This window comes from Parabacteroides sp. AM08-6, assembly GCF_003473295.1.
GTDB lineage: Bacteria > Bacteroidota > Bacteroidia > Bacteroidales > Tannerellaceae > Parabacteroides.
Map to the genome: position 1 here is coordinate 1 of NZ_QRMP01000015.1, position 18,254 is coordinate 18,254.

Annotated in this window: 15 protein-coding genes; 8 read left to right on the forward strand and 7 right to left on the reverse strand. The window is 40.4% G+C overall.

The window, feature by feature from the left end; genetic code table 11:
* Window positions 1–313 precede the first annotated feature (313 nt).
* Window positions 314–1,720, reverse strand: a complete 1,407-nt coding sequence (locus DW103_RS10735) for an MFS transporter (protein WP_122275961.1) — start codon at window positions 1,718–1,720, stop codon at window positions 314–316.
* Window positions 1,721–1,942: 222 nt separating this feature from the next.
* Here DW103_RS10735 and DW103_RS10740 point away from each other — a divergent pair, with 222 nt between their 5' ends.
* Window positions 1,943–2,563 carry a DUF4923 family protein gene (locus DW103_RS10740; protein WP_122275963.1) on the forward strand — a complete coding sequence of 207 codons (621 nt, stop codon included), beginning with the start codon at window positions 1,943–1,945 and terminating at the stop codon, window positions 2,561–2,563.
* A 6-nt stretch (window positions 2,564–2,569) separates the two neighbouring features.
* Here the strand turns inward: DW103_RS10740 and DW103_RS10745 are convergent, their stop codons facing one another.
* The gene (locus DW103_RS10745; protein WP_122275965.1) at window positions 2,570–4,696 is read right to left on the reverse strand and encodes an HRDC domain-containing protein; all 2,127 of its coding nucleotides are present in this window, start codon (window positions 4,694–4,696) and stop codon (window positions 2,570–2,572) included.
* Between the two features lie 132 nt (window positions 4,697–4,828).
* Complete coding sequence (locus DW103_RS10750; RefSeq protein ID WP_122275967.1) at window positions 4,829–6,427, reverse strand: aspartate:alanine exchanger family transporter; 1,599 nt, start codon at window positions 6,425–6,427, stop codon at window positions 4,829–4,831.
* A gap of 127 nt (window positions 6,428–6,554) precedes the next feature.
* Between DW103_RS10750 and truA the strand changes: the two genes are divergently transcribed.
* The 3 genes from truA to DW103_RS10765 all read left to right on the forward strand — a co-directional run bounded on the left by truA (window position 6,555) and on the right by DW103_RS10765 (window position 8,915).
* Window positions 6,555–7,307 (forward strand): tRNA pseudouridine(38-40) synthase TruA, encoded by a 753-nt coding sequence (gene truA / locus DW103_RS10755; protein WP_122275969.1) that lies wholly within the window; start codon window positions 6,555–6,557, stop codon window positions 7,305–7,307.
* 68 nt (window positions 7,308–7,375) lie between these two features.
* Window positions 7,376–8,272, forward strand: a complete 897-nt coding sequence (locus DW103_RS10760; RefSeq protein WP_122275971.1) for a DMT family transporter — start codon at window positions 7,376–7,378, stop codon at window positions 8,270–8,272.
* Between the two features lie 10 nt (window positions 8,273–8,282).
* Entirely contained in the window at window positions 8,283–8,915 is a 633-nt protein-coding gene (locus DW103_RS10765; protein ID WP_122275973.1) for a DUF3256 family protein, read from the forward strand.
* A 32-nt stretch (window positions 8,916–8,947) separates the two neighbouring features.
* Here the strand turns inward: DW103_RS10765 and DW103_RS10770 are convergent, their stop codons facing one another.
* On the reverse strand, window positions 8,948–9,403 hold the full coding sequence (locus DW103_RS10770; protein ID WP_122275975.1) for a PepSY-like domain-containing protein: 456 nt from the start codon (window positions 9,401–9,403) through the stop codon (window positions 8,948–8,950).
* A 281-nt stretch (window positions 9,404–9,684) separates the two neighbouring features.
* On the opposite strand from DW103_RS10770, the gene DW103_RS10775 reads away from it, so the two are divergent.
* The 4 genes from DW103_RS10775 to DW103_RS10790 all read left to right on the forward strand — a co-directional run bounded on the left by DW103_RS10775 (window position 9,685) and on the right by DW103_RS10790 (window position 15,131).
* A complete protein-coding gene (locus DW103_RS10775) occupies window positions 9,685–11,709 on the forward strand; it encodes a tetratricopeptide repeat protein (RefSeq protein WP_122275977.1) in 2,025 nt (674 codons plus the stop codon).
* Window positions 11,706–12,467: a LytTR family DNA-binding domain-containing protein gene (locus DW103_RS10780; RefSeq protein WP_122275979.1), complete on the forward strand. Its 762-nt coding sequence runs from the start codon at window positions 11,706–11,708 to the stop codon at window positions 12,465–12,467. Before DW103_RS10775 ends, DW103_RS10780 begins: the two co-directional genes overlap by 4 nt.
* Before the next feature lie 246 nt (window positions 12,468–12,713).
* Window positions 12,714–13,925 carry an OmpA family protein gene (locus DW103_RS10785; RefSeq protein ID WP_122275981.1) on the forward strand — a complete coding sequence of 404 codons (1,212 nt, stop codon included), beginning with the start codon at window positions 12,714–12,716 and terminating at the stop codon, window positions 13,923–13,925.
* Between the two features lie 18 nt (window positions 13,926–13,943).
* On the forward strand, window positions 13,944–15,131 hold the full coding sequence (locus DW103_RS10790) for a hypothetical protein (RefSeq protein WP_122275983.1): 1,188 nt from the start codon (window positions 13,944–13,946) through the stop codon (window positions 15,129–15,131).
* 97 nt (window positions 15,132–15,228) lie between these two features.
* On the opposite strand, the gene DW103_RS10795 is transcribed toward DW103_RS10790, so the two are convergent.
* The 3 genes from DW103_RS10795 to DW103_RS10805 all read right to left on the reverse strand — a co-directional run bounded on the left by DW103_RS10795 (window position 15,229) and on the right by DW103_RS10805 (window position 18,206).
* A complete protein-coding gene (locus tag DW103_RS10795; RefSeq protein WP_122275985.1) occupies window positions 15,229–16,152 on the reverse strand; it encodes a PepSY-like domain-containing protein in 924 nt (307 codons plus the stop codon).
* 102 nt (window positions 16,153–16,254) lie between these two features.
* Entirely contained in the window at window positions 16,255–17,526 is a 1,272-nt protein-coding gene (locus DW103_RS10800; RefSeq protein WP_122275987.1) for a HAMP domain-containing sensor histidine kinase, read from the reverse strand.
* On the reverse strand, window positions 17,523–18,206 hold the full coding sequence (locus tag DW103_RS10805; RefSeq protein WP_122275989.1) for a response regulator transcription factor: 684 nt from the start codon (window positions 18,204–18,206) through the stop codon (window positions 17,523–17,525). The genes DW103_RS10800 and DW103_RS10805 overlap by 4 nt, the downstream gene beginning before the upstream one ends.
* Window positions 18,207–18,254 lie beyond the last annotated feature (48 nt).

Below are 18,254 nucleotides of genomic sequence, written 5' to 3' on the forward strand. Positions count from 1 at the left end.
AAGTCAGTGGGCAAATATAAGAATATATATTGTAATAGATAGCATAAAATTAAAATACACAGTATATAATTATCAAGGACTATCATATCCCGACCAAGTGACAAAATATTCTTCTTTTTAGTATTTTATAATCGAAACGATATATTAAAAAGAGTTACATGTGCGGGTAATTCATTTTACCCGCCATACTAATCTGATTTAGTTGCCATAGTAGTGACATTTTGATAATCGGGAAAAGGTATCACGCCGGCATTTATAAATCACTTTTCAGGATTGCTTTGACTATTTTGTCAGGAACAGTGGAGTTTTTACCCTATCCTTCTCTTTTTAACGGTTCCGGCTGAGAAATACGGAAACAGCTAACCACACCGGCGATAATAGCAAACATGCCTCCCAGATATAGGCAGGCCTGTGTGCTATGGTTCGGAACCAGATTGAACAACATCGCGACCAGTGTTGCGCCAAGCGTCTGCCCCAACAAGCGGGCAGTTCCCAACATACCGCTGGCCCCTCCACTACGATTGGTGGGAGCGGAAGAAATAATCGTACTGTTATTGGGAGTCTGGAATAGTCCGAACCCTGCCCCGCAGACAAACAAACGCCAAATGATTTCCATATCTGTCGGATTAGACGGAAGCGTCGCAAGCAAGAACAATCCCACAGCAAACAGGCTCATCCCGATACCTCCCAATATACCCGGATGTATCTTCTCTACCAAACGGCCGGCCAGAGGAGCCATAATCATCGTAGCCAACGGCCAGGGAGTAAGCAGCAGACCGGTAGCCACATCGCTGCGTCCTAATGTGTTTTGAAGGAAAAAAGGCAATGATATCATAGCCAGCATCTGCCCGGCAAACGAACAAATGGAAGTTCCTATCGACAAAGAAAAGATTGGAATACGCAACAAATCCACCGGTAGCAGCGGGAAACGTTGCCTCAACTGCCGACGGACAAAGAAAAAGCCGATAATACCCAATGCCAATACACCGGCAACAACAAGAACTGCGCTTTTTTTATGTGCAATTCCTTCCAACGAAAATATCAATAAACCGAATGTCAAAGCATTCATCAGGCAACTGACTTTATCGAAACGTCTGCCATAGACTTTTACCGGATTCTGAGGCAAATGTGCCAGTCCGATGACCAAAGCTGCTATACCGAACGGGACATTGACGGCAAATAGCCAATGCCAGGAGCCCATCGAAAGAATAGCCGATGCTATAGTAGGGCCTGCCGCGATGGAAACAGCTACAACCAGGGCATTTAATCCCATCCCACGTCCGAGAAATTTTTTCGGATAAATAATACGTAATAAAGCGGTATTCACACTGGTAATAGCTGCCGCACCAAATCCTTGCAAGATACGAGCTACCGTCAGCGTCCAGAACGAACCGGACAATGCACATATCAAAGACGTAATACTGAATAGTCCTATACCCGACAGATAAATACGACGGTATCCATATATATCGCCAAGTGAAGAAAAAGAAAGTAACGAAATCGTAATAGCCAACTGATAAGCATTGACAACCCAGATAGTGACAGAAGGTGCTGTTCCCAAATCGCGAGCAATCGTCGGTAAAGCGACATTGGCTATAGTACCGTCTATAACGGACATCCCCACACCCAAAGCTGTTGCTAAGATGGCCCAATAACGCTTGGGCAACGGCAGTCCGTCCGTTTCATTCACTGTCGTCACAGCACGATTTTGTAATACCATTTTTCTATTCCTATTTTAATACCTCACGGACAGTTTCCAATATCAGCCGTATAGTTCACCTTCGTTTTACCACACAAGTTCCGGTTCAAAAACAAAACTATGCCTTAGGAAACAATGGCTGTTCTTTTTTTGTTCAGCATAAATGTGTCATAATTTGTAAGCCAAATGTAGGAATAATATTTGTATCTTTGTGCGTTGTTTAATCGAAGTAAAAAAAGAAAAATGAAGAAAAACCGGATTTTACCGATAGTAATAGTTGCATTGCTATCCTTTTCAAACGCTACGTATTGTCAATCATTAAAAGACATATTGAACTCTTCTGCCGTAAAAGAGGCCGTCACCTCCGTCACGGGCGGTAAAAAACTGACAGTCGAAAACCTGTCCGGAAGCTGGACATATACCAATCCTGCCATACAACTGGAAGGCGATAACGCACTCAAAAATGTAGCCGGCAGTGTTGCTTCTGCCGAAATGGAAAAGAAATTGAAGGAATACTGCGCCAAAGCCGGTATTGTGGAGGGAGCATTCAAGTATACATTTAATAATGACAGCACTTTTACCAATGTTCTGAAAGGACGGACACTGCAAGGGACTTATTCCTTCAATGCCGACGAGAAAACGATAGAACTGCATTATGGAAAAAGCGGAAAATTTAAAATGACTACACTTACGGCACATGTCGTCCTGAGCAACGACGAACTGTCATTATTGTTCAACGCCGATAAGCTATTGGATTTCATAACCAAGGCTTCCGCCGTTTCCCAAAATACGACTTTGCAGGCCATCAACAAACTGGCAAGCCAATATGAAGGCATGTTAATGGGATTTGAACTAAAGAAATAAGACGACCTATTCGGACATTTGTCGATATTCTTCTACAAGTTCCAATAATTTTTTCCCGTGGCTTTCGACAATCTTCTTTCCTATACCGGGAATGGTAAGCAGTTCACGGTTATTGGCAGGTAGTGTATTCACGATTCCTAACAACGCTTTCTGCTGTAAAATGGTATAGGGAGGAAGGTTTCTTTCTGTAGCCAAGTCGTAACGCCACTTCTTAATCGAGGCATACAGTTCCGGATGCTTAATATCCGTCGATATTTCCTGCTTGGCAGGTTGCTGCGATTTCTCGGAACGTTTACGGCTACGAGTGGCAGGTTGTTCAATATTAGCTTTAGCTTTTTCGGAAAGATACTCGGCAATGGAAAAACCGGCTTCACTGCCTTTCAAGACTAATAGTTTGATGCGCAAATCATCATGCAGTTTATCCAAAGCACCGGCAACGGTCTTTCGGCTTTCTTTATTATCGATTTCTATCTCCTGGGCCGTTGGCAGTGAAGAACATAAACGGTCTATTTGTTCAAGGAAATAGGCAGCTCCTTTCCTTACACGTTCCTGGATTTTCTCATCATGCAGGTATTCCGGATTACCCGAAACCATTCGTTTGAGTTGCAGGATAAAACGCTCGCCGACTTCGGTAACGGTAGAACGAAATACATCCCGGGTATTTGAAAACTGAACACTCAATTCCGGATACAATTTCTGAAGATGATTATAGACAATAAATGCAGCATACTGCATACGCTGCTGCAAAGGTTCAAAGTCAAACAGTTCGCAAACCAATTCCGTAAAATAACTCTGTTGAGCAATCTCTATCTGCTCTTTCCCTGGATAAAGCTCACCTACCGACGAAGTAAACGTTTGTATCCGTTCATCCTTAATCATGGCATTACGGGTAATAAGGCTACTCAACACTAAGCCTTCCAATGTTTTGCAACGGCTAAGGGCCACATAAACCTGCCCATGTGAAAAGGCGGCCGAAGCATCGATTATGGCATGTTCGAAAGTCAACCCCTGGCTTTTGTGAATCGTGATGGCCCAAGCTGTCTTGAGCGGATACTGACTGAAGGTTCCGGAAACAGTTTCCGTTATTTCCTTTGTCTCTTCATCTATGGTATATTTTACGTTGTCCCAGGTTTCTTTTTCAACGACAATTTCATTCCCTTCCTCATCTACCACCGTGATTTTATTCGGATTAATAAAAACTATCTTCCCTATTTTCCCGTTATAGTAACGCTTTTCCGGAGAAGAATCGTTTTTTACAAACATGACCTGTGCCCCGCATTTCAACGTCAACTTCTCGTCCGTAGGGTAAGAATATTCCGGGAACTCATTATTGATTTCGGCATCGAAAGTATAAGCCCGGCCGGGCAGTTCCGCCAATTTCCGGCTATTTATCTGTTGCGCCTGATAATTATGTGTGGTAAGCGTGATATAACCTTGCTTATCATCCGGCCGGAAATCCGGGATATAACGTTGGTTCAACAACTGCAAAGTCTGATTGTCGAAACGATTTTCGCGTATATTATTCAGTAAACTAATAAAATTCGTATCACTCTGCCGATAAACCTGCGTCAGTTCGATACAGAAATAATTGCTTTCGGAAAGAGCTTTACTGTCGAAAAAATAGGTGGAAGGATAATGTTCTTTCAGCAAATTCCACTCCTCATCCTTAGCGACAGGAGCCAATTGCTGCAAGTCGCCAATCAATAAAAGCTGGACACCTCCGAATGGCTTGTTGGAATCTTTATAACGGCGTAAAACATCGCTGACTGCATCCAGCAAGTCCGCACGAACCATACTGACCTCGTCTATCACCAACAAGTCCATACTACGGATAATATTTATCTTATCCTTCCTGAATTGATTCTTGAAATCTTTCTTTTGATTCTGAAACTCCGGCCTCGAAGGTAAATAAGGGCCAAACGGAAGTTGAAAGAATGAATGAATCGTAACGCCGCCGGCATTAATGGCTGCAACTCCCGTCGGTGCTACAACTATCATACGTTTAGGCGAAATTTCTTTTAGTTTTTTCAAAAAAGTTGTTTTGCCCGTACCGGCTTTACCCGTCAGAAAAAGATTAGTTCCGGTATTCTGCAATAAATTGAAGGCGAGGTCAAATTGTTGGTTTGTTTGCATGTCCCTTTTTTATATGGTTAAGAGTTACAAATATAAACAACAATCATCTGAAAAACAAACCTCGGGAGCTTGTTTTTAAACACTTACGGTTTTTCCCAAAGGAATAATGAAATATCCGGCAAATCTATCCATTCAGACGCACCATATTGCTATCAGTTGTATAAACAGGATAAGGAATACCATGGCAATCGGATAAACGGTAGCATAAGCCACACTTGGGGCGGAACTGTCGCTCATGGAGTCGGCAGCCGCCAAACCGGGCGTACTGGTCATACCACCGGCAATCGTACCGATTAAATCCAAAATATTTATTTTAAAGATAAAATACCCGAAAACAACAGCTACAATCATTGGAACCAGTGTTATGGCGAAACCGATACCGAATAGTGTCCATCCGCTTTCCTGAAAGGTCGACACCAGATTCACGCCGGCCGAAGTTCCCACTTCTGCCAGAAAAAGCAATAACCCTATCTGGCGAAGCAATTGGTTGGCCGAACCGGACATAGACCAAATGATAGGCCCAGTCTTCCCTATCGCGCTCAATACAAGGGCAACAATCAGGATTCCTCCGGTAAGGCCGGGAGAGAAAGAAAAAGAATCCGAGAAAGAAAGATTCAATTTCCCAACCAATACCCCCAATACAATACCGGCTGCTATAGGGAAGAAATCCGTATCCGAAAGTCGCTTCTCGTCATTACCGAACACCTGGCTCAATTCCTTAAGGTCTTCTTTCTCGCCTGCCACCATGATTTTATCGCCAAACTTCAGCAATAAATCTGGTTCGGGAGGCAAATCAATACCGCTTCGGCGTATTCGGGTGACAGTACAACTAAAAGTACTTTGCAGGTTAAGATAACCCAAACTTTTATTGATTATGTTTTTGTTTGTCACCAACAAGGATTGTAATTCCTGTGTGCGTCCGAAAGGAAGGTCATTATCCACACGTTCGCCGACCAGGATAGCCAATTGCTCCAACGACTTATTATTACCGACGGCTTTTATCATATCGCCCTCGTAAAGTATCGTTTCCGCGGTCGGGATACTCGTTTTATCATCATGTTTGATACGCGAGACAACAGCTCCCGTCATCGAACGTAATTGCAACTGAGCCAGACTTTTCCCACATATATTTACGTTTGAAATGCAAAATGTAGCCGTATGAAGCGGAGGAAATTTGCTTTTCCTCCTGGCTTCCAATGCTTTTGCTTCGGCAACCAAGTCCAGGCGCAACAGTTTAGGCAACAATTTTATAAAAAGAATAACACCGATGACACCGAAAGGATAAGCAATACCATAGGCTATAGAGGCGGCCGACGAATGCGTACTGTCTATTGCCACAGCCAGACCGGGCGTACTGGTTAATCCTCCAGCTATCAATCCTACCAAATCAGGAGTTTCAATACCTACTACATATTTCAGTATCAATCCTGTAAGACTGGCAGAACCGACAATCAACAAGGTCAGCAGAATCAAAGTTTTCCCTTTCGACCGGAAAGAATCAAAAAATCCGGGACCGGCCTGGATACCTATAGTAAAGATAAACAACACCAATCCGAAATTACCAAGTTCTTTCGGAATAATCACTCCAAAATGCCCGAATAATAAAGCCACAAAAATAACAGCGGAGACATCCAGTGAAAGCCCTTTTATCTGTATCCTGCCCAGCATAAACCCTAAAGCTATTATCAGGAACAAAGCAAAATAAGACGATTGAAGCAATGTTTCAAACATGACAAATAGTTTTATTATAAAATATTTTGTGTGCAAAAGTACACTTTTATACCCGTACAGGCAATCCTACGGCAAGAAAACTGTTACCTTTGCATCGTTAAATGAAAAGAATTAGAGAAATCCGAAGGTGAACAGATACTTTATATATTTAGGTTATAACGGAAAAAATTATTGCGGCTGGCAGATACAGCCCAATGGAATCACGATACAGCAATGTATTGAAGAAGCTTTGGCTACCCTCCTTCGCCGGCCAGTTCCCATCACGGGAGCCGGACGTACGGACGCAGGTGTCCATGCCCGGCTGATGGTTGCTCATTTCGATTGGGAAGAAGCGATTGAGGATTTGCCGTTTCTGGCCGAAAAATTAAACCGTTTATTACCGAAAGATATTGCAATCTATCGAATCGTTCCGGTACGCGAAGACGCGCATGCACGGTTTGATGCCACCTCGCGTACCTATAAATATTATGTTACATTGCGGAAAGACCCTTTCAATTACGATTTCGTTTATCGCATGCACGGGAAGATTGATTTTGAAGCCATGAACAAAGCTTGTCCGATATTGTCCGATTACTTGGATTTTACCAGCTTCAGCAAACTACATACAGACGTGAAAACAAATAATTGCCGTATCAGCCGTGCCGGTTGGGAACGTGAAGGGGATGTGTGGGTGTTTACCATACAAGCAGACCGTTTCTTGCGGAATATGGTGCGTGCCATTGTGGGAACTTTGCTGGAAGTAGGACGAGGAAAACTGACTGTCGAAGGTTTCCGAAACGTAATAGAAGCAAAAGACAGGGGCCGGGCCGGGACATCAGCACCCGGACATGCGCTGTATTTAACGGAAGTGACTTATCCGGATGAGCTATTTATCGGATAATCATCTTTTGTATCAGGATAGAGCTTTGCCCTACCCTATACTTTTTAATTTATTTAGATAGTAATTATATGTGGATAGCATTAGCCTTTCTTTCAGCCTTTCTTTTGGGTTGTTATGAAGTGAATAAAAAGATTTCATTAAACGGGAACGCCGTTATACCGGTTTTGTTTTTCAACACGTTAATTAGCAGTCTTATTTTCCTGCCGTTTATCATTCTTTCTTCCTGCACGGAGCTGTTGGACGGTTCGATATTATATGTTCCCCATGTTTCGTTCGAGACACATATAGCAGTATTCATCAAGGCCGTGATTGTACTCTCATCCTGGATATTCGGTTATTTTGCATTGAAGCATTTGCCCCTCACAATTACAGGGCCTATCAAGGCGACACAGCCGGTCCTGACGTTGGTTGGTGCACTGATTATTTTCGGCGAACGACTGAATTTATTCCAATGGATAGGCGTTATTCTATCTATCGCCTCTTTCTACCTGCTCTCTTCATCCGGGAAAAAGGAAGGGATACGGTTTGCCCATAACAAATGGATATTCTTTACCGTAATGTCCATCCTGACAGGGGCTGCAAGCGGACTGTACGACAAGCATCTGATGGGAAGCCTGGATGTTATGACCGTACAAGTCTGGTTCAATATTTACCAATGTGCCATGATGCTTCCGATTCTGCTGTTTCTTTGGTATCCGCGCCGGAAAAATACGACTCCGTTTGTCTGGCATTGGAACATCGTATTTATATCCTTATTCCTCTGTTTAGCAGACTGGATTTATTTTTATGCGCTTACTTATCCTGATTCTATGATATCGATTGTTTCGATGGTACGCCGGAGCAGTGTCCTTGTAACCTTCGCTGCCGGAGCTATTTTCTTCCATGAAAAAAACTTAAAGAGCAAGGCTATCGACCTCTTTTTGGTATTATTAGGAATGATATTCTTATATTTGGGGACAAAATAGAAAACTTTATATGAAACATTTCATCCTTACCATATTACTTTGCATCTGTGCATTCGCAGTAAAAGCACAAGATGCAGATGCTATATTTGTAGCCATGCCCGACCAGTATATCCCTCAATTAGAGAACGCCTGGCGAAAAGATTTGATTGATTTATACAATTCGGGAAAAGAGGCAAAGCTGAAAAACACGATGAATGGTTTTTCAACTTTAAAAAAGTTAACCCCCGATTATTTATTATTGCAAGTAACGGAACGCAGTACAATTGAAATCAAATTGCTCCCGCTGGTAAATAATACCAATGTTGTTTGCATGGTCACAACTGTTTACGGTCCTGTCCCGGACAGCCAAATCGAATTTTTCACAACCGAATGGGAACCGTTGAATGCAGCCGATATGTACACCCCCGTCCCGGCTGAATGGTTTATTAAGGAAACGGCCGACAAGGATAAAGCTTCTTTCATCGAGGCAACATCCCGTTTAGACATCGACCTGCGTAAACTATCTCTCAGTCCGGACAATCTGACATTGACGATGGAATATACGACCCCGCAATATTTATCGGAAGAAGACCGTAGAAAAGTAACTTCTTTCCTAAAGGAAGAACCGAAAGTTTATACTTGGGAAAAATCCCATTTCAAATGAACGAATCCGGAATTATCTGATAAGGCTGGTCTTTATTGAACGGCTATTTGTGCCTTCGAATCAAAAACCAACCGGACCTCATTATCGTCTTGTTTTAATTCAAATTCGTAAAACATGCCATCTGGCTTTTCCACCGCTGTGATGTCTTCTACTTTATACATCGCATAAGCCGAATGTATCAACGCATCCGTAATAGCTACCGGAACATCCTGTTCGCGGACTTTCCATCGGGTCGATACCCATTTCTCGGACTTATCGAACCAGACTTCTTTATGAATATTCTTTTCCTGAATATCTATTTCCGTGCCGTTCTTTTTCCTATCTACTTCTAATATGGTAGCATTCGGATATTGTTTTGATAAAAGTTCTCGAATAGGTTTGGATATCGTCTCCGTCGTTGCTTTCGATTTATTCTGACCACGACTACAACTTGCCAACAAGGCAATGCTACATATGCAAAGTACAAATACGGATAATCTCGTTTTCATAGCTTATCTTTTTTAATATTGTTACTGAATGTCGACTTTTCGCACGACTCTTCCTGAGAACAAGCAATTCAACTGTAAAGTTCTTCTCAAAACAGATAAAAGTGGTTGTAACAGATAACTCCAACAAGCTTTGATTAAATAGCAGGACAGACGTTAAATATAACCGTATATCCACGTAAACTTTAGTTTATTTACTATTTCGTACAAGGGATGTTGCATGTTTTTCAGAAAAACACGTCCTTTAGACTATATTAATACAATAAGAGAACAGACTTATATATATGATGAACAAATTTATTGCGATGTTGTTATCATTATCACTTATCAGTTGCAGCAATCCGGCTGATAAAGATAAAACGATAGCAAACGAACAGGCTTTTGTAGATTCTTTATTGGCATTTTATCAGGATACTATTCCTGTCAACCCTTTGGTAGTCTCAACTGCATTAGAAAAAGCGCGTCAAACATTAAAAGATAACATCAGTTCCAATAAACTCCTCCTTTATATCGCCAAATGCAATTATTACTCTAACCAGTTAGAACAAGCCTTCCTGCAAAACAGACAAGTGCTTGACTTCTGCGAAAAAGAAACATTTTCTCCTCGTCTGCCAGAGTTACAGGGGGATGCTTACAGTAGTCGGGGAGTTTTTTTCAGTGAAACAGGACAGCGCGATTCGGCAATCTGGTGTTTGCATAAAGCAGTTGAAGCTCTATCTACAATTTCGAATCCGGAAATTCCGATTGTTTACATGAATTTGGCGGACTGTTACTCCCAGAACGGGAATTATTCGGAATGCGGATATTATTACCGTAAAGCTCTATGGGAAGCACAGTCTTTGGGTCCGGACAACATTTACATGTTTCCCATTTTTTCAGGATTAGCCAAGTTATACCTGGAACTGGACAATTTTGAGGAAGCAGACTATTACTTTAAAGAAGCGGAAAAGGTGAACGGAAAAGCAACGCTTTATGACCAATATTATTTTGCAATGGCCCGGGGAAATTACTACTACAACACAAAAGAATACGAACAGGCTTTAATATGGTTCCGAAAAGCAGATATAATTACAAGTTCTTTTCCTTATCCGATCTATAAAGCAATCGTGGAAGGGAACTTAGGAGAAATCTTTATTCTTTCCGAACAGGCCGATTCTGCACATTATTATTTGGATCGGTCAAAAGAATTGTTCGGCCAAGCTTACAACCAACCTTCATTCCGGTTTTATATGAATGGGCTATATGCCTCTCTTGCATTATTGGAAGGCAATCTAAAGGAAGCAGAAAAAATTCTATCCGAACCTTATGATACGGCAGAAATAAATCCTCAATATTTATATTATCACAATCGACGAATGCAAGACTTAAGCATGAAAAAACATGACTATAAGGAAGCTTATCTGTATCGTGACAAGGCTGATGCCTACAACGACTCGCTACGAAATGTAAAAATCAAAAATAGCCTGGCTGAAATAGATTTCCGCTACAGACAGGATACAACCCTGCTAAAAAAAGATATCCTGTTAGCTGGTGTTAAAAGCGAAGCCGGACGCTGGCGTATAGTTGCCGTTATGAGCATTTTAATCCTCTTACTGTCATTATCCGTATTGGCTTATATCATACTGTACAGGAGACGGAGAAGAGAAAAATTATATCAAAAGCAGATGTCGGTGATTACCGGCCTACGCATGGAAAATGTGAGAAACAGAATTTCTCCACACTATGTCTTTAATGTATTAAATGTTATATTACCTGCGTTTAAACAGTATAAAGAGTTGGAACAACCCATCTGGCAATTAATAAGGGTATTACGCGGAAACTTATTATCATCAGAAAAAATAGCAGTGCCTTTGGAGAAGGAAATCAGCCTTGTAAAAGATTACCTGCAATTACGTATGATGGGGACACCGGAACAAATTCAAATCAATTGGGATATTTCATCTGAAGTTGTATCTGATTTATTGATACCGGCCATGTGCATCCAAATACCTGTAGAAAATGCAGTCAAACATGCCTTTGAGCCTGATGAGCCTAATGCCTGTCTTACAATCCGAATAAAGAAAAAAGACAACACAGCCGTTATTTCAATAGAAGATAACGGTTCCGGCTTCAATCCTCGTCCCGGCGAGAATAATAGTAAAAGTACGGGAAACGGAATAAAAATCCTATATCAGACAATCGAGCTTTTAAACACAAACAATAAAAACAAAATGGACTTTAACATACAAGACCGTAGAACTCTTTCACCGGACAGTCATGGTACTTTAGTTTCTATTATTGTTCCATTTGAATATAATTTTAACATATGAACGGAGAAATAACAGTTGTAATAGTTGACGACGAGGCTGCTTCCATACGAAACCTCAGTAAAGATTTGGCGGCTTATCCGGAGATAAAAATTCTGGAAACAACAACATCGGCTGAAAAAGCCCGCAATATTATTATCAGACAACAACCGGATTTATTATTTCTGGACATAGAAATGCCTAAAATGTCGGGAATAGAATTGCTGCAAAACATACGAGCCCATATTCATGCCGACACGAGAGTTGTTTTTTATACAGCCTACGATAAATATTTATTAGAAGCATTACGTGCTTCTGCCTTCGATTATTTGTTGAAACCCTATTTACCGGAAGAACTGGATGCTATTATCGAACGTTTCCGGCTTGGTTTTTATCAAGGGAAAATGAATGTAGAGCAGTCTTTGCGCCGTTTGCTGGCCGACAACTGCAAATTTGCCATACAAACGGTCACCGGACTTATGCTCCTTAAACGCGAAGATGTGTTAATGTTTCGTTTCTCGGAAAACCTACGTTGCTGGCAAATGTTGCTTTCCGACCGTACAGAATATAAATTACGCATGAGCCTGACAGGTAAAGATTTGTTGAATATGAGCGTTTCGTTTGTCCAAATCAGTCAAAATTGTATTGTTAACATCGATCATCTCTGCTCGATTGAACATAAAACGCTCGAATGTAAATTATATCCTCCTTTTAACGACATAGAACTTTGTGCATCCCGCCGTTATTATAGCAAAATAAAAGAACTATTGGAAATAATTTAATGTCTGGACAAAAGGTTATTTCCATTCGGAAGAGATATAAGTTTCTTCCGAATGGAATATCCCTTTCTTTCGAATGAATTTTTATTCCATCCGAAACCATCTTTTTACTTTATTCGTTATTTTTCACCGCTTATAAGTGGAATACTTTCTCTATACTGGCTTTCGTTTCCGGGCTGTTGCCTGTTTTTTTAGACAATAGTACTTTTACCGCCAAATAACAGCTTATATGATTAATAAACAAAAATTATGATGAGAAAACAATTCCTGTTATTATTTATCTTACTGCATGGTATGGTTGCCATAGCACAATCTGAAGGAAATTCAGATCGCATCCATATCGGGGTAAAAGGGGGAATACACGGTTCTTTTACAAAGTATTCCGATTTGAAAAACCGAGATCCTAAAACTGTTTTAGGTGGTGTTGGTGGTGTGTTTGCAGAATTCGAGTTAGGAGAAAAACGTATATTCTCCCTCCGCCCGGAAGTGTTGTTCCTTAGGCGTGGAACAAAAATCAGCGATGACGAAATCGACTACAAACTCAAAGCGAAATATGTCGATATCCGTTTACCTTTTATTTGGAATATCGGTGAAGCATCCGGCGTGCGTCCTTATCTCTATGTTGCCCCGATAGCCGGATTTGTCAGAGGCGGAAATATCACTTTAAGCGATATGAACGGAAATTACAAAGTGGATGTTTCAAAAGCCAATATGGCATCGACGTATTTTGCCGGAGCTTTGGGAGCCGGAATAAAAATACCACTCCAAGTAGCTAATGGGAAATTTATTCGTATCGACGTGGATGCCAATTACCAATATGGTTTTACAGATACTTATGGCAGCAAGGAAAAAGATGGTATCGCCATAGCTGTCAATACCCCTGTGTACAATCTGAAAGGAACGCGCAAAATGCACGGTATGGAAATAACGGCTTCCGTATCCGTACCTCTGAGTATTTTCAAAAAAGCGCCTAAGAAAAAAGTAGCCCAGCCTGTTGTGATAGCTCCAGAACCTGTTCCGGAACCGGAACCAGAAGCGGAACCTGTAAAAGAAGAGGTTAAGCCCTGTTATTCGCTGGAAGAAATACTGGATTTGGCCGCTGCCGGAAAAACGATAGTCGGAAAAACAATCTGCGCAATCGATATGATTAATTTCGAATTCGACAAAAGCGTTATTAAAAAAGAATCTTACCCTTATATAGATAAAATAGCTGAATTAATGAAGAATACGGATGTCCATATCAAGATAAAAGGACATACGGATAATGTTGGAAATGCCGACTACAACATGAAACTTTCTAAAAAACGTGCAGAAGCTGTCTATCAATATTTGCTCGATAAAGGGGTAAATAAATCCCGTCTTTCTTATGAATACTTCGGTATGACCAAGCCTATTGCACCCAATGCGACCGAAGAGGGCAGATTGGCCAATCGCCGTGTAGAATTCGAAATTGTACAGTAATATTTAAAAAGGAGAAATATGAAAACATATATAAAAAGCATAAACCATATACAATGGTTACTAATCCTGCTAATGGGACTGATTGTTTCCAGCTGCAACAAGGATGGAGACGAAACGATTGTGATACAGGATGGTACACCCAGCGTATCGACTCTGGTCATAGGCAAATGGAAACCGACCAGAAAGCAAAAAGTAGATAAGAACAATCCGGAAAATGTAAAGGAAGAACCGGTAACCAACGATGATTCGGAATTGGAATTTTTTGAAGATGGAACAGGTTCTTCTTCAAACAATCCGAATGAACGTTACGAATGGAGTGCCGACGACGAAAACGGAACTATTTATTTTAATGGTTATCGTTGGTATATCACGACTTTAAGTAAAGGACTTCTTATCATTTACCGGATAGAAGGCGATTATCTCATTATTTATTACTATCTGCGTGAAGGTGCTTTTGAAGGCGATGACGACGAAGGAGGCAATTCCTCTTCGGGCGATTGCGTATATATTCCTTGGACGGATGGCCCCGTAATAACAAAGATTATCACGACCAATCAAAAAACAGGAAGTGTCGAAACGCGCACATTCGGATACGATGACAAAAAGCGTATCAGCAAATATTCTATCAAAAGGGATAATAGCGAAACTGTCTATACTTACTCATACGATAAGAACAGCGTAAATGTAAACGAAAACGGAAGGGCTCTTTATAAATGTACGTTAGGAGATAATGGTTATATAAAAGAACTTGGACTTTCCACATCAAATGCCTCAGTATGGTTTGACTATACAAAAGATTATCTGAGCAATGTCAAAATGATGAATAATAGCTTCAGTCCGACATTCTCTTATAACAATTTGACAAAGATGACCTCTTATCTGACCTCCGCTACGACTAACCAAATATATGAATACACAACAGAAGTAAATAACACGTCTGTCGATTTAAACGGTATTTATACAAGTTGCAATGTGTATGAAGCTTGGTTACCGGGAATTGGCAATCATCATTCCGTACTTGCTCCATTCGACTTTTGCGGAAAAAGGTCACAAAATCTTTCCGTCACAGAAGTTTACAATAGCCAGCACACTTATGTCTTCGATTTCGGCAAAGACGATTTTGGACGGATAATTAAAATAACAAGCAAAGACCTCGGCTCCATTAATAACCGAGGAACTGTCGTACACGATATTTACTATAAATAACCATCACTGAAACAGTTAGTTAATCTCAAAAGAGATGTTACAGTTCATTTGTAACATCTCTTTTTTTGTGGATTTTATAATTCATTTTTATAACTTTTTAATCGTCTAAATGAATATTACCGTCTTTGTCTATTTCCACTTCCAATTCTTTATCTCCGATTTCTATTTTTACTTCAAAATAACGGCCTTTGGTTGTATGGTCGATAACTTTCACTTCGGTATTTTTCAGGATTTCCGGATTGTTCAGGTCGATACCTGCTTGTTGTGCCAGTGATATCAGTTTGCTTAAGACAATAGGATCGATTAAAGTCATCGCTTCGCTCATATCAGTTTCGTATGATGTGCTAATCCAATTACCTGTATTATCAACTTTTATTTCGTAGTGCTGTTTATTATTCAGGATGTCGACTTCAGTTTCATCATCATCAGTCTCAATTTCGAGGATAATAAGTTCTTTACTATCAGGGAATAACTTTGCTAATAAGGCTTTGATTTCTTCCGGTACGATAACTGGTAAGATATCTTCATCACTGTCTATTACATCTTTCAACAAGTCGCCGGCAGGTGAGAAAGATAATTTTCTTTCTTCTTTTCCTTTTTCGATTTCAATGACATAAATCAGTCCCATGTCCAGACGGGAGACGATTTCTATATCATCAGTTTTCCAGTCGGCATACAATTTGCTTTGAATAAGTTCGAATGCTGTTTTTACAGGTACCGGTAATTGCGAAAATTCGATCTCCTGGTTAACTTGCTTTTCGCTACCTTTTTCATCAAACCAAACTGCAGTGGCATAGTTGGCATCCGATTTGGTCAACAACCCTAATTGGATGTGGGCTACATGATAAGTCTTCTTCTGCTCCCATTGAACTTCTTTAATACTGCCGTATTTGTTCTCAAAAGCTTTTAGTACGGCTTCCGGAACATTGCTGGGAACGTTGTTTTCTTTTTCGTCATCGCTGCAAGAGGCGAACAAGATTGCTAAACATGCCAAAGCATAAATAAAATTCTTTAGTTTCATAATCTCTCCGAATTTAGTGTTTTAAGTTATGGACACGTTTGGATGTCCTTCGATTTATTTGCAAAGAAAGAGGAGCATTTGGGAAAGATTTGGGAATCCGGATTAATTAAATATTAATCTGAACAGATGTAAACCATTAGAAAAGTTGTATTCCACCTTTATCATATAAAGGTTAGAGATGGATTTGACAATAGCCAGTCCCAAGCCTGTCGATTCTTTGTGCTTGCTTTGACGTTCATACCGGTTATACAGGGATACGGTTTGCAGACGTGGCGTATCGCTACTGTTTTGTATGGTTAAAGAATGAGATGCTATATTTATCTGGATGATTCCGTTTTTTATATTATGTATATAGGCATTTTTGATGAGATTGGTCAATAGTGTTGTGGCAAGCGACTCGTTCATGGTTGCAAACAATTGGGCATCTTCTTTATATTCGACTGTCAGGTTTTTATGTTCATACATCTCATTGCAATTATAAACGATGGTGTTTAACAGATTATTGATACAAAGCCTGGATGTCTCCAGAAATTGACGGTTTTCGATACGGGATAACAGCAAAAGAGACTTGTTCATTTTGATGATGCCTCTTAATGTCTGGTGCATACTGGCAATTTCTGAAAGTTGCTGTTCGCTGCAATCCGGATTCTCGCTCATCAGTTCCAGTTTGTTCATGCAGATGGCCAATGGTGTCTGCAATTCGTGGGACGCATTTTCGACAAATTGTTTTTGTTTGTTATAGATTTCGGTATTTTGTTTTCCTACCTCGTCGATAGCTTGTGCCAGAATGCGAAATTCTTCAATCTCCGTATTGTTGTTTAGTGGTTCGTAACTTTTTCCCAAGCGGAATTTTTTTAACCAATCAACCAACTTATACAATGGACGTAAACTTCTGCGGAAGACCAATTGGATAACCAGTAAAATACAAAAAACAAGAGAAAGGTATAAAATGGTAAGTCCGATGATAATAGCTTTCACCATGTCGTCTTTTTCAAGGGTGGAGGTCATGATTGTCAATTCATAGTACCTATTGTTACTAGCTTGGAAGTGAGTACGCAGACCACGTACAGGTAGAATCGGCATATCAGGTGCAGACTGGAAGGTTGAGTCGAAAAAAACACTTTTGTCTGGATTGGTTTCCTTTTGAGATATTTCCCGGATGTAATATTGAGTCATAATATCAACATGATCCTTCAGTAATGTACTGTCGGATTGTATGGTTTTAAATATAAGTGTTTTATAGTTAATCAAGCTCTCATTAGTTTCTTCGTCTATTTCGCTGATGATGGTAAAATAGAAAGCAAATGCCCATATTGTCAGGATAGCCAACAAGGGAACAGAAAGGTTGCGAAGTGTATATTGACGTAATCTCATATCTCTTCGCTTATCATTTTGTATCCGAAACCGTAGACTGCCTTAATCTCCGGTATAGCTCCGGCTGTCTTTAACTTTTTCCGAAGGTTTTTCACTTGGCTGTAAATGAAGTCAAAACTGTCCGCCTGATCGATATAATCCCCCCAGATAGATTCTGCCAAAGCGCTTTTGCTTATCAGGCGATTAGGATTAGTAATGAAATAGTACAGCAGGTCAAACTCTTTCCGGTTCAGCGCCAGTTCGATTCCCTTGATGTAGACGGTATGCTGGTCCGGATACATAATGAGGTTATCGACTATAATATTCATTTCCCCATCTTGTTGTTTACGGCGTAAAATACATTTAATACGGGCATTCAGTTCGGCAAGGTGAAAAGGCTTTGTCAGGTAATCGTCTGCTCCGAGGTCAAGACCTTGCACTTTATCTTCCAATGAATCTTTGGCGGAAACGATGATTACGCTATCTTTCCTTTTTCTGTCTTTTAATGCCTGAAGCAAAGAGAGACCGTTTCCTCCCGGCAACATGATATCCAGAATGATACAATCATAATCGTAACTACCTATTTTGTCCATTGCTTCTTGGTAACTGGCAGCACTTTCTACTACGTAACGTTCTTTTTCAAGCGAACAAACCATTATGTCGAGTAGGGAAATTTCGTCTTCAACGACCAGTATTTTCATATATTTGTGTTTTTGCAAACAAATGTATTGAATTTTTCTCATTATTCA